Origin of the sequence: Undibacterium sp. Dicai25W, from assembly GCF_049340505.1 — a bacterium.
In the GTDB taxonomy this organism is placed as follows: Bacteria; Pseudomonadota; Gammaproteobacteria; order Burkholderiales; family Burkholderiaceae_D; genus Undibacterium; species Undibacterium jejuense.
Genome location: NZ_JBMPOQ010000008.1, coordinates 63,990 through 78,987, shown reverse-complemented (window position 1 = coordinate 78,987; position 14,998 = coordinate 63,990). Strand labels below are relative to the sequence as shown.

The window sequence follows — 14,998 nt, the reverse complement described above, 5'->3', positions numbered from 1 at the left end:
GTGGAAACTGAAATTGTCTGTCTGTGATCGGCTTAACTATTTCTTTGTCCGAGTACTGTTTTTAAATCAAAACTCCTCCCAACATTTTTCGGTGTGCGGCATGCACACTGATGCAAATGTTGTGCCATTTCATGCAAAGCGGATTTCTTATCCCGCCGTTCCAATGCTTCGAGTACCTTGAAGTGCTCATCAAATGAGCAAGGGCGAGTACCCGGCACGTCGTTACTCGATATCATTAAGGTGGTACGTGAGACCAGACGCCGCAGCATATCGACCAGTAAATCATTGCCGCTAAGGCGCGCCAGCTCTATATGAAAATCGGCTGACAGCCTGATCCACTGTGGTCTGTCACCCTGCTGATAGGCGTCGCGTTCACGCTCTACCATCTGGCGCAATCCCCGCAAAGCCTGCCTGTCGTCGTTGGCTAACACTTTTTCTAAAGCTAACTGCTCCAGGTTATGGCGCAATTCAAACATGTCTTGTGCTTCTTTTTCGCCCGGACTGGCAATAAATGCACCGCGATTGGGCTCCAGATCAACCAGACCATCGGCTGCAAGCTGACTCAATACCTTGCGCACGCCATGGCGAGCCATGGCATAAATCTCGCTCAAGGATTGCTCGGTCAGTTTGGTACGCGCAGGCAGACGATGATCCATGATGGCATCGTAAATATCGCGGTACATGCGCTGTTCCTTATCAAGGTTATCAGCGTTATCTGTATTTTCTGCTTCCCAGGGGGTGTTACTGTTCACGTTCTGGCTCTATGGATTAAGTGAAAACGAAGTAAATACTCAGTCAATGAGGTTTTTCACATTTAAGCATCTCATTTGCCAAATTGTCGACAATTTTTAAATAGAATGCTGATTATTTTTAGTTTCGTGTTGCGAAACACGAAAAATTTCAGCGTAATAACAAGGATTTACCGAAGTTTTGTTTGACATAGAGATTTTCAGAGGCTTAAGATTGTCGACAATATTGTTGTTTTATTTTCGGTATTTTATAAAGGATAGGCATGGGACGTCTCACGACACATGTACTCGACACTGCGCACGGCAAACCCGGACAAGGCATACAGGTACGCCTGTACCGCATCAAGGATCAGCAAAGACAGCTGTTATGTGAACGTTTAACCAATGCTGACGGTCGTTGTGACCAGCCTTTATTGGAAGGCGATGCACTCATTAGCGGCACGTATGAACTCGATTTTGATGTCGGTCGTTATTTTGCGGCGATGGGCGCCCAACTGACTGAACCTGCTTTCCTGAACATCGTCACGTTGCGCTTTGGCGTAGCTGACGCAAGTCAACATTATCACGTGCCCCTGGTGACGACACCATGGAGTTACTCAACCTATCGCGGTAGTTAGGGATCATCAATGGAAGCGTATTTTTTAGACTGGGCCAACCTGTTATTGCGTTGGCTGCATGTGATCGTCGCCATCGCCTGGATAGGCTCTTCATTTTATTTCGTGTGGCTGGATAACCATCTGACACCACCGACCGATGAGCAATTGAAAAAACAAGGCGTTGGCGGAGAATTGTGGGCTGTGCATGGTGGCGGTTTTTATAATCCACAAAAATACCTCGGTGCACCACCGCGTTTGCCAGAACACCTGCACTGGTTTTATTGGGAATCGTACAGCACCTGGCTATCTGGCTTCAGTTTGTTTTTATTGGTGTATATCTTTAATGCACGCACCTATCTGATCGATCCGTCAGTAGCACAACTCACACCAGCCATCGCGATTGCAGCTGCCTTAGGCTTTCTGGCGCTGGGCTGGATTGTGTATGACGTATTGTGTCGCGTGTTCGGCAAAAATGAAAAGCTCTTATCAGGCCTGATCATTGCCTATGTCGTTGCTGCGGCATGGGGCGCCTGCCATTTGTTTTCAGGACGTGCCGCGTTTCTGATCATTGGGGCGATGATTGCGACCATCATGAGTGCCAATGTGTTCTTCTGGATTATTCCAGGCCAGCGCAAAGTCGTCGCAGCGATGAAAGCCGGTCAGCCTGTTGATCCAGTACACGGACAACGTGGCAAACAACGTAGTGTACACAATACGTATTTCACTTTGCCTGTCCTATTCGCGATGCTGTCTAACCATTACAGCATGACCTACAGCGCAAGCAATAACTGGGCAGTATTAGTGTTGATCATGGTTGCCGGGGTGCTGGTGCGACAGTTTTTTATCCTACGCCACAAAGGGAATACCCAACCGATTTATCCGATTTTGGCAATTGCTATTCTGGCCGGTGTAGCAGCTTGGATTGCACCAAAACCAGCAGTAACAACTGCCGCGCAAACGACAGAAAATCAATTCGCAGAAGTACAAAAAATTGTTCAGGCACGTTGCATCCAATGCCACGCTACCCACCCAACCATGATGGATAGTCCGGCAAAAGGTTTGATGTTTGATCAACCCGGCGTGATTGAAGCCAAGTCACAACTGATTTATCAGCAAGTGGTACAACAAAAAATTATGCCATTAGGAAATCTGACCAACATCACCGAACAAGAGCGTGCAACCATCGCTCATTGGTTTGAAAGCGGCAATGCTGTTGCACCAGCTTCAAAATAAACAAATTGGTTATTGATAAAAAAATAGAAAGTATCTTATGGCTATTATCACTCTCGACCCGAACGCCCCTGACTTTACCCGTCGTTACCCAAACCTGGCTGATCCACGTTTAGGTGCAAAGACACTGGCATGCAGCGACGACTTTTTTGCAGAAATGTCGCGCATGCTCAATCCCGATCCAGCCGTATTTATTCCTGGCAAATACGATACCAATGGCAAATGGATGGACGGCTGGGAGTCACGTCGTAAGCGCGTCAATGGCTACGACTGGTGCGTGCTTAAACTGGCGCGTGCTGGCATATTGAAAGGTGTCGATATTGATACCAGCCATTTCACAGGCAATTACCCACCTGCGGCTTCGCTGGAAGGTGCTTTCGTGCCAGCAGGCGACCCAAATGCCGACACGGTCTGGCACGAGGTATTGCCATCGGTGAACTTGCAAGGCAATAGCCATCATTACCACGAGATCAAGCACACGCAAGCCTTTACCCATTTGCGATTGAACATCTACCCAGACGGTGGTGTAGCGCGTTTGCGTGTGTATGCACAACCTGAAAATGATTGGACAGCGGCGGACAAACATAGTTTATTTGATCTGATCGCAATGGAAAACGGCGGTTATGTGGTCGCCACCAATAACCAACATTTTGGTCTGGCATCGAATCTGTTGATGCCGGGTCGTGGCGTCAACATGGGCGATGGCTGGGAAACCCGCCGTCGTCGCGAGCCTGGCAATGACTGGTGCATTATTGCGCTGGCACATCCGGGTATCGTGGAAAAAATCGAAGTCGATACTTGCCATTTCAAAGGTAATTTCCCGGATAGCTGCTCGATACAAGCCGCATCGATGGCTGGCGGCACAGAAACGTCTCTGATTACCCAATCGATGTTCTGGCCTGTTTTGTTGCCACAACAAAAACTGCAAATGGATCACCAGCATTACTACCAGCAAGAAATTCAGGCGTTGGGGGCAATCACCCACATCCGCCTGAATATTTTCCCGGATGGCGGTGTATCTCGTTTGCGTTTATTGAGCAGACTGGCGTAAGAGCAAGATCGTAGCAAGATCGACAGGGCTTTCGTTCATTTTGGATAGCGAAAGTCCTGAAAAAGAAAGAAGACCATGCCACAGCTACCGTTACAAACACTTTCGCGAGAAGCGTTTGCCCCATTTGGTGAAGTCATCATGCTAGAAGGCGCACGCCATTACCCTATCAATCAGGGCACCACCGAGCGTTTTCATGCCTTAGCCATGGCTGATACACAAACGCAGAATGGAAAAACCATACTCAGCGTGTTTCGCGCGCAACCAAGAACCTTGCCACTGGCAATTGAGGTGATGGAACGTCATCCCCTGGGCAGTCAGGCTTTTGTACCATTGACCTCAGATATAGACGATGAATATCTGGTGGTCGTGGCACCACCTGGTGAATTTAATCCCACACAAATGCAGGCATTTATCTGCAAAGGCTTACAGGGAGTCAATTATGCGCGTGGGGTCTGGCACCACCCATTAATTGCCTTGCACAAGCAAAGTGATTTTATTGTCATGGATCGCATCGGTGAGGGTTTTAATTGCGATGAAATCGCGCTCGATGGCAATTGGACGGTTGGTTAATCACTCAGCGCCGCTGAACTCGGCATAGCGGACAAAGCAAAACGCAGATAAAAAAATAGCCCGCTCGAGGCGGGCTTAAATCCAAACCTTAGGAGGTGTTGGAGGAGACAGGTGTAACTATATCGCAGCGCAACAAATACACCAACTACTATTTTCGTATATCAAACATTCATAAATCATATATCTAATCAACTTATTCATTTCTTTGCAGAAATACTCGCGCCATATGCGGAATGCGCATGAGAACTTTACAGCATGAGAGCCAAACAGCAGCGTGTATCGCCCAGCATCCAATGCGTATCTAACATCGCGTTAAATAGGTATTAACTTTCACAAATTCTCGTTAAATTAAGTTTAATCAAGTTTAATCTTTATATTCAGCCATCGACAGTGTCGATTTTTGCCCGTTGCTATCCGTTTATCAAGGACAAACGGCAAAAAAAAACCCGCGACCTTGCGGTTGCGGGTAAATCCAAACCTTAGGAGGTGTTGGAGGAGACAGCTGTAACTATAGTGCACCGCAACATAGATGTCTGCTTTATTATTCGTATACCGCTCATCACTGTCGCGAATAACTACGCAAGTACGCCATTTTTGCCGTTTACAGCCTTAAAAACCTCATCTCATTCAAAAGCATTAAAGAAAATTTTATCTTTTTATCACCTTGTCGCGACATGCATAATACGACGGGACTAAGAATCTGGTATCTTTCTCATTCAAGCCACGATCTGCAGCCATATATACAAAACCACTGCAGCAGCATCCGGAGACTACGATGAAACTGATTGATCCTATTGTTGAGTTTCAACACGAAATTCAACAAATCCGGCGTGACATCCACGCCCACCCAGAACTTTGCTATGAAGAACACCGCACTTCAGAAATTGTCGCCAATAAACTGCAAGAATGGGGCATCCCCGTAGTGCGTGGTTTGGGTGGTACTGGCATCGTCGGCATCATTACCAACGGCAGCAGCGAGCGTGCCATTGGTTTACGCGCCGATATGGACGCCTTGCCGATGCAAGAGATCAATACGTTTGCCCATACATCGAAACATGCTGGAAAAATGCACGCCTGCGGTCATGATGGTCACACTGCGATGTTGCTTGGCGCAGCACATTATTTGTCAAAATACAAACCTTTCAATGGTACGGTGTACGTGATTTTTCAGCCGGCAGAAGAAGGTGGCGGCGGTGCGCGCGCGATGATTGATGACGGTTTATTTGAAAAATACCCGATGGAAGCGGTATTTGGTATGCACAACTGGCCAGGGTCAGCAGTCGGCACCTTTGGTGTTACACCTGGCCCGATGATGGCATCGTCGAATGAATTTTATGTCACCGTTAAAGGCAAAGGTGCGCACGCGGCGCAGCCGCATAAAGGCATAGACCCCATCATTGCCGCGATCCAGATTGCGCAAAGTTGGCAATCCATCGTCAGCCGAAATGCCAGCCCACTAGAATCAGCCGTATTATCGGTCACGCAAATTCATTCCGGCAGCGCCACCAATGTGATTCCGGATGAAGCACAATTAGTCGGTACGGTGCGTACATTCAGCACATCTATGCTCGATATGATAGAACAGCGCATGCGGACAATCGCACAGCACACTGCTGCTGCATTTGACGCTGAAGTCGATTTTGAATTCAAGCGCAATTATCCACCGCTGGTCAACCACGCCAAAGAAACTGCATTTGCGACCGAAGTCATGCGCGCCGTTGTTGGTGTCGAAAACGTTGACGCACAAGTCGAACCGACCATGGGCGCAGAAGACTTTGCCTTCATGTTGCAAGAAAAACCCGGTTGTTATGTGTTCATCGGTAACGGCGATGGCGAACATCGCGACATCGGCCACGGCTTAGGCCCCTGCAACCTGCACAACCCAAGTTATGACTTCAATGATGATTTGCTGCCTATCGGCGCTACTTATTGGGTCAGATTGGCAGAAACTTACTTGAAAAAACCAGCATTCGCAGCCATCTAAGGCCGCACAACACTCTTCAACTTCAACCCTCAAACAATAGACATCAATATGGCCGACGAAAAAGACAACGACAACATCGACACAGCGCGCAGCCCTTTCCTGGAAGAGAAAGCATTCAAATCCCGCACCGTGCTGGTGTTTGGCACCATCAATGACAAGCTTGCTGCGGATGTCAGCAAACGTCTGATTGCGTTAGCGGCTGAATCTAAAGAGCCGATTACGCTGCTGGTGTCCTCACCTGGCGGTCACGTAGAATCTGGCGATGTCATTCACGACATGATCAAATTCATCGATGTACCGGTTAACATGATTGGCTCTGGTTGGGTTGGCAGTGCAGCGGTCAGCGTCTTTTTGGCAGTACCAAAAGAACGCCGCGTTTGTTTGCCAAATACACGCTTTTTGATCCATCAACCAAGCGGTGGTGCCGGTGGCCAGGCAAGCGACATCGCCATTCAAGCGCGTGAAATCGTCAAAGTCCGCGAACGCATCGCCGCTTTGATCGCACGCGAATCAGGTCAGAGCCTGGAACGCGTCACCAACGATATCGACCGCGATTACTGGATGACCGCAGAAGAGGCCAAAGAATACGGCTTAATCTCACGCACGATCGTTAAACAAAGCGAATTGAGCTAATCATTTTTGGCCGCTTCCCCGCTCAAACCGGATGGGAATAGCGGCCAAACGTAGGTTTGATATAACCCTCCCTACGAAACGACGAAGCGCCTAAAACTCTTCCCACTCATCTGCGCCACCAGCTTGCGTTGCTGCCTTTTTCGCTTCCTGAGTTTTGCTGACATTTGCTGGTTTCGGCAATACCTTGGTCGCAGGTTTATTTGTTTTCGCAGCCGGCGTCGCTTTCGCAACGGGCTTAGCAACTGATCTTGCTACATGCTGATGGCTTTCCATTTCGTGTGCACGATCAAGCTTAAACACACTCACCACCTGACTTAAACGCTGTGCTTGCTCTTGCAAAGATGCAGCAGCAGCAGCGGCTTCTTCAACTAAGGCCGCATTTTGTTGCGTCATGCTATCCATTTCTATCACGGCATCGTTAATTTGACCTATACCGGTACTTTGTTCCAGACCCGCCGCCGTAATTTCGCTGATGATGTCACTCACACGTTTAACGCTGTCGACGACCTCGCTCATCGTGCTTCCTGCCTGATCCACCAGACGTGAACCTTCTGACACTTTATCAACCGAATCATTAATCAATTCTTTAATCTCTTTTGCGGCGCTGGCTGAGCGTTGCGCAAGGTTACGCACCTCCGAAGCAACCACCGCAAACCCGCGTCCCTGCTCGCCTGCGCGTGCGGCTTCCACAGCAGCATTTAAAGCCAGAATATTGGTTTGAAACGCAATGCCATCAATGACGGCAATAATATCGACGATTTTTTTCGAAGAATCATTGATCGAACCCATGGTACTCACCACTTGCGAAACCACTTGTCCACCGCGCTGCGCAACTTCAGAGGCTGAATGGGATAATTGGTTCGCCTGACGTGCATTATCAGCATTGTGTTGTATGGTCGAGGTAATTTCTTCCATCGATGATGCCGTTTCTTCCAATGAACTCGCTTGATTTTCGGTGCGATTCGATAAATCCATATTGCCGTGAGCAATTTCTGACGAAGCATGCGCAATTTCGTCCGTACCGTTCCGCACTTCCGTCACAACTTTCATCAAGCTGTCGTTCATATCTTTGAGTGCCTGTAGTAATAAGCCCGTTTCGTCTTTGCTCGTCACTTTAATATGGCTGGTCAAATCACCAGCTGCCACGGTTTGAGCAACCTTGACGGCATGTTCCAAAGGTCGTGCAACGATACCAGCGATGGAGAACGCCAGAAATAAGCCGATGCCCAGACTCACCGCCAACAAAATAATAATCAACATCCGTGAATGTTCATACACGCTGATGCCGGATTGATACGCCTTGACCCCACCATCAGAATTAATCTGAACCATCTTATCAACCAATTCCCGCATTTTAGTATTGATTTTCGATGAATCACCACGCATCAAAGCCACAGCATCAGGAGAATTATCCGCTTTTTTTAAAGCGATCATTTTGTCAGTGATCTGCAAATATTCAGTGGCTTTTTGCACATACTCCGCATACACCGCCTTTTCATCGGGCTCAGAAATTAAAGCACTATATGCTGCCTCGCTTTCTTTGAGACCTGTCACCGCTTCTTTGATACGCCCTACATACTTATCAATTTCTTCAGGGCTTTCCGCAAACACCATCTGCGCCTCCTGAGAGCGAATCCGCGAGACTCTTTCTTTGATTCCCATTGCGGCTTTCACACTTGGCATCCAGTTGGTACCTAATTCTGTGGCGGAATTATTGACGCTCGACAGCTCATAGATCGAGAAAATCCCGATAAAAGCCGTGAGTATCAACAACAAAATAAAGCCAACCAATAACTTGGCGGATATTTTCAGATCATTAAAAAACATCATTTTCAACTCCATCATTCATGTATTGACACTAGAAAAAGTAGTACGACACTGAAAATTTCCAACCAGCTACGTTGCATCGTTCATTGGACACGTACCAAACTCATCACACTAAGCAAGTTGCAAAAACGCATTATTTGTATGCTCTTTATGATCAAGCTTAAACACACCAACCACGCGAATTAAGTGGCTCGCCTGTTCTTGCAACGAAGCAGCTGCAGCTGCGGCCTCTTCGACCAGTGCCGCGTTTTGTTGAGTAATCTGATCTATTTGAATGATGGCGGTATTGACCTGATCAATACCTGAACTCTGTTCAGTCGAAGCGGAAGTGATTTCATTGATGACGTCATTGACTTTTTGCACGCTGCTTACCACTTCATTCATGGTGGCGCCCGCTTCTGCAACGAGCTGCGTGCCTTGTGTGACTTGTGCGACGGAGTTATCAATAAGCACTTTAATTTCTTTGGCAGCGCTTGCTGACCTTTGTGCGAGATTTCTGACTTCCGATGCAACCACCGCAAACCCACGCCCTTGTTCACCCGCACGTGCCGCCTCGACAGCCGCATTCAATGCCAGAATATTGGTTTGAAATGCAATACCGTCAATAACCGAAATAATATCGACGATTTTTTTAGAAGAAACATTGATCGAGTCCATGGTATTCACCACACGCGACACCACGTCGCCGCCACGCAGCGCAATCGCGGTTGCCGACTGTGCCAATTGATTCGCCTGGCGGGCATTATCACTATTGTGTTTCACGGTAGAAGTCAGCTCCTCCATCGAGGATGCGGTTTCTTCTAACGAACCCGCCTGACTTTCTGTACGCGCAGACAAATCCATATTACCGTTGGCGATTTGGGTGGATGCCGTGGCAATCGTATCTGTGCCCTGCCGGACTTCACGCACAACAGACAACAGATTGCCATTCATTTCTTTTAAGGCTTGCAGTAGTTGTCCGGTTTCGTCTTTTGTATCGGCATAAATATCACTACTTAAATCACCCGAAGCGACCGTCTTCGCGATACGCACTGCTGCTTGTAAAGGTCTGGAAACCACACGTGCTATCCAAAATGCGAGTACCAGGCCCAAACTAACGCTGGCAACACAAAGAAAAATAATCCAGATTTTGGATGATTTATAAATTTCAGCACTGGTTTGATACGACGCCATCCCACCATCGACATTGATCTTCACGATCTTGTCAGCAAAGGTCAATATCTGCGCATTTAAAGTTGACGAAGCACCACGTAGGGTTGCCATCGCTGCGTCTTTATCTCCCGCGCGGGCTTGTTCTCTGATTTTTTTTGATTCAGTCAGGTATTGATCCCACAATTTGAGGTAATCGGCGTAATAGACCTTTTCTTCATTGGTCGAAATCAATTTGACGTATTGCTCTTCGTATTTTTTAAGTTCGACTGCGTATTCGTCAAAACGCTTGGCATATTTATCTACGTTGGCGGGGTCACCGGCAGACAAGACTATCTGCATTTCTTGTGTGCGCAAACGTGACATACGCTCTTTAATGCCCATCGCGGCATTCACACTGGGCATCCAGTTCGCACCCAGATCGACGGTAGTTTGATTAACACTAGAAAGTTGATAGACCGAGAAGATGCCAAGAAAGCTGGTCAATATCAGTAAAGAAACGAAGCCCAATAAGAGCTTTGATGCAATTCGTAAATCGTAAAACAATTTCATGACGTGCTCCAGAAAAGATCCAGACATCAAAAAATGCTACAAAGACCGAACATCAGATTTGACTATACTACTTAAATATCAAAGAGAAATGACAAGCATAAGAAATTTATAATTCTTTTTGTGAAAATATTAAATTCAGATTGCACTAAGGCCAATTAAAATAAGGCTATTATTCTACAAAATCCAACAAAATACACACAACTTCGCGCAATATTCTTAATTTTCATCAAAATTTCAATTTTCATAAAAAACGGAGCCCTGTGGCTCCGTTGATAAAAATACGATTAGCGAGGTGTTTATTTATTCAGCAACGTGATGACATTGCGTGCTTTTTTCTTGCATTCGGCATTCGGTCATCAGCTGACCATTTTTATTCCAGGCCTGAACTTTCCAGTAATTTGGCTGGCGTTCGAGAGTCATAAAACCAACGTCATTGGAATTACTAAAATGCGCCAGTTGCGCCGCTGGATAAGGAGTTACGCCAGCAGCCAACGGCGTTTTCAAAGGGATATCCAATGACGACCCGCCGTTGCCTGACACAAACTGGGTAGGATAATCGTTCGAGAAAGTTAAGGCTTCAAACAAATGCACGTGGCCAGATATTGCGACCTGGATTTTAGGTGAAAACAAACGCGCCGGATTCACTTCTTGCATGATGTCTTGCAAAGCACCATTACCAGGTTTGACGTCGAGTCCACCACTGACTTTCTTCTCTACGCTTAAACCGAGAATCGGATGATGATTGGTGAACAAATTAAAATCTGCTTTTTCTGCCAATTGATTGACTGCTTTCATCTGATCCAGATAGATCTGATGCGAAGGATCTGTTTTAGGGATATTTTTATAAGGCACTTTAGAGGAATCAAACACAATGAATTGTGCTGATTGACCGCCGACGCTACCCAATGGAACTGCATACGGTGCGCTGTAATCGCCAGTCATATCATCCTGATCCAGATTGCAATCACGCCCCGCTTGCAAAGCGCGTGGATCCATGAAGCGCCACCAGCCTTGTCCGGCGCGAACGCAGCTTTCATGGTTACCACGTACTACCACCCATGGAGCGGCATTCAATAAAGCTTGCGCCGGGCTGAAAAAATCTGCCTGCCAGGTATCCCAACCATAACCCCAAGGACTGCCCGCACATTCAGGATGACCTTCCGGACATGAGTTCTCGCGATATTGATAATCGCCAACGTGCAATACGAGATCCGGTTTAAATTTTGCCGCCGTTTCTACCATAGAACGGAACGCCCATTTTTCGCCGTCATTACATGGCTGAAAATAATTATCAGCCGCCTTTAAACGGCAGCCACTATCACCGACCACGACGATTTTCTGCACCACGGCTTTGGGCACTGGTAAATCGTGGCCAGCAATGCTGGCGGTTTTAGTCGTTTTAGACAGAGGCGCTTCACAAGTCAGGACTGGAAACTCGGAAGGCTTAGAAGCATCGGGCTTACTTGCCGTTTTGCGCTGCGCGACCGTTGCCGCTGCTGCACGTACCGACATCGTTTGCGCTACGCCATCTTGCATCAACGCCGGACATACGGTATCAGTGGTAATTGCCCGCGCAATCGCTTCTCCATTCTCACCCATCACAACCCAGGAGGCCTGCAAAGAAGGACTTTTATTTTTGACGCTGACAGGTACTACCTGCTTCGTCGCCAAGCTGCTACACGCGGCCAGACCGATAATGCTGCTCATCAGCGCAAGGCGACGCATCCATTGTTGTTTCAATTTACTTCTCCTAATGAGTGAAGTTCTGTAGTGACCAAAAAGTAGTGAGGTTCAATTGCAGGCGCCATGGTATGCGAGGAGCATGGCTGGAAAATTAAACCTGGCTTAAAAACACCATGAAGGTATTGCAGGTCAAGTACAACCCATCCTGCAAATTTTTCTTATTTCGCGCCAACCGCCTTATATGCCAGGCGCTTGAAATCAAACGAAAACGGATACCAGAAGCTCATCAACCGCTGTGTCATTAACACACCAGCAATATGGTGACGCGGTGAAATCCACCAATGTGTACCCGCGATGCCGCCCCATTCAAATTCGCCTTCCGATCCTTGTGGATCGATCGAAGACGGTCGCAAAGTGACCGCACCGCCGTAGCCAAATCCCTTGCCTGGTACATCGCCTATGCCCGGAAAACTAATGCCTGTGCCGGCAGGCAAGTGATTTTGCATCATCAGATGTAAAGTTTCTGGCTTTAACAATGCGTCACCACCAGGAAGCATGCTGCGCATCAGCGCCAGCATATCGTGCATGCTGGAGACCAGACCACCGCCACCCGACAGGCGTGGCACTGGCGTCACAAATGCGCCCGGGTAGGGTGATTTATCCAGACGGCGCAAACCACGCTTTAAGATATTTTCAGGGTCTGCGCCAGCGTAGTAAGCCGTCAGTCGGCCTTGCTTACTTTCTGGCACAAAGAAACTGGTGTCATCCATGCCCAAAGGATTGAGTATGCGCAGACGAATAAATTGTTCAAAATTTCTGCCACTGACCACTTCAACAACCCGCGATAAGACATCGGTCGCAATCGAATATTGCCACGCTGTGCCCGGATGAAAACTTAAAGGCAGAGGTTCCAACACGGTAATCATTTCTTCCAGTGTTTGAAATGCATTTAAGACTTTGCGCTCGTTATACGCTTTGTACATCATGCTGCCATGGTCTAACAAACCATAACTCAAACCGGAAGTATGGTTCAGTAACTGACGGATGGTGATAGACGAACGTGCAGGTTCGGTATCGTCCAGACTGGTCGCATGCGGCTTTAAGACGCGGCGGTTTCCGAGTTGCGGTAAGTATTTCTCAACCGCATCATCCAGCGCCAGCTTGCCATCATCCATCAAGATCAGAATGGCGATCGACGTGATCAGTTTCGTATTTGAAAATACCCTGAACAAATGATCATCACGTAAGGCAATGTCATTTTCTTTATCCGCCCACCCAACACAATGTTGGTGCACCAGATCTTGCCCCACCAGCACCGCGGTTGATACGCCGGCCAGTATCTGACGATCGACGTATTTTTGCATTGATGAATTTACTTCACTGAAATCGTAAGTCATATCGTTTATGATCAATTTTAAAATGCGGCAACAGCTTGAATCATTGTTGCCCGGACTCTGCTTTTTTATTCAAGTCGCTATCTTACTACTCTGCCACCATGACCATTTCTTCGCCCCGTGATTTTTTGCTTTCTCTCTACCAGACCGCTGTCGATGCCGTCAGTGCCGACAAATGTTTGCCTGCGTTTTTACCACCGCCACCCAAAGGGCGCACCATTGTGATTGGGGCTGGCAAAGCCGCCGCGGCGATGGCACGCACGGTGGAGCAACATTGGCACGGAGCTTTGTCCGGCCTGGTGGTCACACGCTATGGTCACGGCGCAGCATGCCAGCATATCGAAGTGATCGAAGCAGCGCATCCTGTCCCAGATGTCGCCGGACAACAAGCAGCGCAGCGTATCTTGAAAATGGTACAAGGTTTAAGTGAGGATGATTTGGTTCTGTGTCTGATTTCTGGCGGTGGTTCGGCGCTGCTGGCTTTGCCAGCGGAAGGGATTAGCTTAGAACAAAAGCAAGCCATCAACAAAGCCCTGCTCAAAAGTGGCGCAGCGATTGATGAAATGAATTGCGTACGCAAACATTTATCAGCAATCAAAGGCGGACGCCTTGGACTGGCGTGCGCTCCGGCGCGGGTCGTGACTTTGCTGATCTCCGATGTACCAGGTGATGATGCGAATATCATCGCTAGTGGGCCAACGCTACCGGATGACAGCACATGCGCCGATGCCTTAGCGATTTTACAAAAATATGCGATCGCTGTTCCGGCGAATATTGTTGAACATTTACAATCAGGTCGTGGCGAAACACCCGATTCCAACGACCCGCGTTTTGCCCGCCATAGCCACCACATCATCGCGACCGCTCAACACGCTTTAGACGCCGCAGCGTATGCCGCAGGCGAGGTGGGTATGACGGCTCATATTTTGTCTGACGGCATAGAAGGCGAGGCGCGCGATATCGGCGTCATGCATGCAGCGATTGCCCGGCAAGTTGCCAAAAACGGTCAACCTTTTCAAAAGCCGTGCGTGATACTTTCAGGTGGAGAAACCACGGTCACCGTGCGCGGTAATGGTCGCGGCGGGCGTAATGCAGAATTTTTATTGAGTCTGGTGGTCGCCTTAGATGGTCATCCTGACATCTATGCACTGGCCTGTGATACCGATGGTATTGATGGCTCAGAAGACAATGCCGGCGCGGTTTGCGACCCCGGATCATTGCGGCGCGCGAGTGAAAATGATTTATATCCAAAAACGATGTTGGAAAACAACGATGCTTATACGTTTTTCTCAACATTAGAAAATTTAATCATTAGCGGCCCCACCCGCACCAACGTGAATGATTTCAGAGCAATTTTGGTTTTGTGAATCTACCCCAAGGGGATTTATAATGCTGCCTGAATACTCAACATGCCTATTTCATGATGATGTCCGCGCTGCAATCTCCCTAACCTGAGTTGTTGTCGCTGTTTTTATGCTGGTCATCTTGCTTCAAGGGATCAGGTTTTTTCTGCTGCCCTCAGGCTTATTTTAAGCGCTCCATCTCGCATTGAGCGCTGATATACATGTTGGAAAGGTACA

At 47.9% G+C, this 14,998-nt stretch carries 12 protein-coding genes; 7 read left to right on the top strand and 5 right to left on the bottom strand.

Features of this window, described 5'->3' with window-relative positions; genetic code table 11:
* Positions 1-32: 32 nt before the first annotated feature.
* Entirely contained in the window at positions 33-752 is a 720-nt protein-coding gene (locus ACO0KY_RS11075) for a GntR family transcriptional regulator (RefSeq protein ID WP_423046032.1), read from the bottom strand.
* A gap of 260 nt (positions 753-1,012) precedes the next feature.
* Between ACO0KY_RS11075 and uraH the strand changes: the two genes are divergently transcribed.
* The 6 genes from uraH to ACO0KY_RS11045 all read left to right on the top strand — a co-directional run bounded on the left by uraH (position 1,013) and on the right by ACO0KY_RS11045 (position 6,813).
* Positions 1,013-1,366: a hydroxyisourate hydrolase gene (uraH, locus tag ACO0KY_RS11070; protein ID WP_423046030.1), complete on the top strand. Its 354-nt coding sequence runs from the start codon at positions 1,013-1,015 to the stop codon at positions 1,364-1,366.
* Between the two features lie 9 nt (positions 1,367-1,375).
* Entirely contained in the window at positions 1,376-2,578 is a 1,203-nt protein-coding gene (locus ACO0KY_RS11065) for a urate hydroxylase PuuD (RefSeq protein ID WP_423046028.1), read from the top strand.
* Between the two features lie 37 nt (positions 2,579-2,615).
* A complete protein-coding gene (alc, locus tag ACO0KY_RS11060; RefSeq protein WP_423046026.1) occupies positions 2,616-3,626 on the top strand; it encodes an allantoicase in 1,011 nt (336 codons plus the stop codon).
* 75 nt (positions 3,627-3,701) lie between these two features.
* Positions 3,702-4,196 (top strand): ureidoglycolate lyase, encoded by a 495-nt coding sequence (locus ACO0KY_RS11055; protein ID WP_423046024.1) that lies wholly within the window; start codon positions 3,702-3,704, stop codon positions 4,194-4,196.
* A 775-nt stretch (positions 4,197-4,971) separates the two neighbouring features.
* Positions 4,972-6,180 carry a M20 aminoacylase family protein gene (locus tag ACO0KY_RS11050; RefSeq protein ID WP_423046022.1) on the top strand — a complete coding sequence of 403 codons (1,209 nt, stop codon included), beginning with the start codon at positions 4,972-4,974 and terminating at the stop codon, positions 6,178-6,180.
* Between the two features lie 48 nt (positions 6,181-6,228).
* A complete protein-coding gene (locus tag ACO0KY_RS11045; protein WP_186912399.1) occupies positions 6,229-6,813 on the top strand; it encodes an ATP-dependent Clp protease proteolytic subunit in 585 nt (194 codons plus the stop codon).
* A 90-nt stretch (positions 6,814-6,903) separates the two neighbouring features.
* Here ACO0KY_RS11045 and ACO0KY_RS11040 read toward each other — a convergent pair whose 3' ends face one another.
* The 4 genes from ACO0KY_RS11040 to ACO0KY_RS11025 form a co-directional block, all read right to left on the bottom strand.
* The gene (locus ACO0KY_RS11040; protein WP_423046020.1) at positions 6,904-8,643 is read right to left on the bottom strand and encodes a methyl-accepting chemotaxis protein; all 1,740 of its coding nucleotides are present in this window, start codon (positions 8,641-8,643) and stop codon (positions 6,904-6,906) included.
* Between the two features lie 108 nt (positions 8,644-8,751).
* A complete protein-coding gene (locus tag ACO0KY_RS11035; protein WP_423046018.1) occupies positions 8,752-10,341 on the bottom strand; it encodes a methyl-accepting chemotaxis protein in 1,590 nt (529 codons plus the stop codon).
* A gap of 300 nt (positions 10,342-10,641) precedes the next feature.
* On the bottom strand, positions 10,642-12,081 hold the full coding sequence (locus tag ACO0KY_RS11030; RefSeq protein ID WP_423046016.1) for a metallophosphoesterase family protein: 1,440 nt from the start codon (positions 12,079-12,081) through the stop codon (positions 10,642-10,644).
* Positions 12,082-12,242: 161 nt separating this feature from the next.
* On the bottom strand, positions 12,243-13,388 hold the full coding sequence (locus ACO0KY_RS11025) for a serine hydrolase domain-containing protein (RefSeq protein WP_423046014.1): 1,146 nt from the start codon (positions 13,386-13,388) through the stop codon (positions 12,243-12,245).
* A 131-nt stretch (positions 13,389-13,519) separates the two neighbouring features.
* Between ACO0KY_RS11025 and ACO0KY_RS11020 the strand changes: the two genes are divergently transcribed.
* Positions 13,520-14,785, top strand: a complete 1,266-nt coding sequence (locus tag ACO0KY_RS11020) for a glycerate kinase type-2 family protein (protein WP_423046012.1) — start codon at positions 13,520-13,522, stop codon at positions 14,783-14,785.
* Positions 14,786-14,998 lie beyond the last annotated feature (213 nt).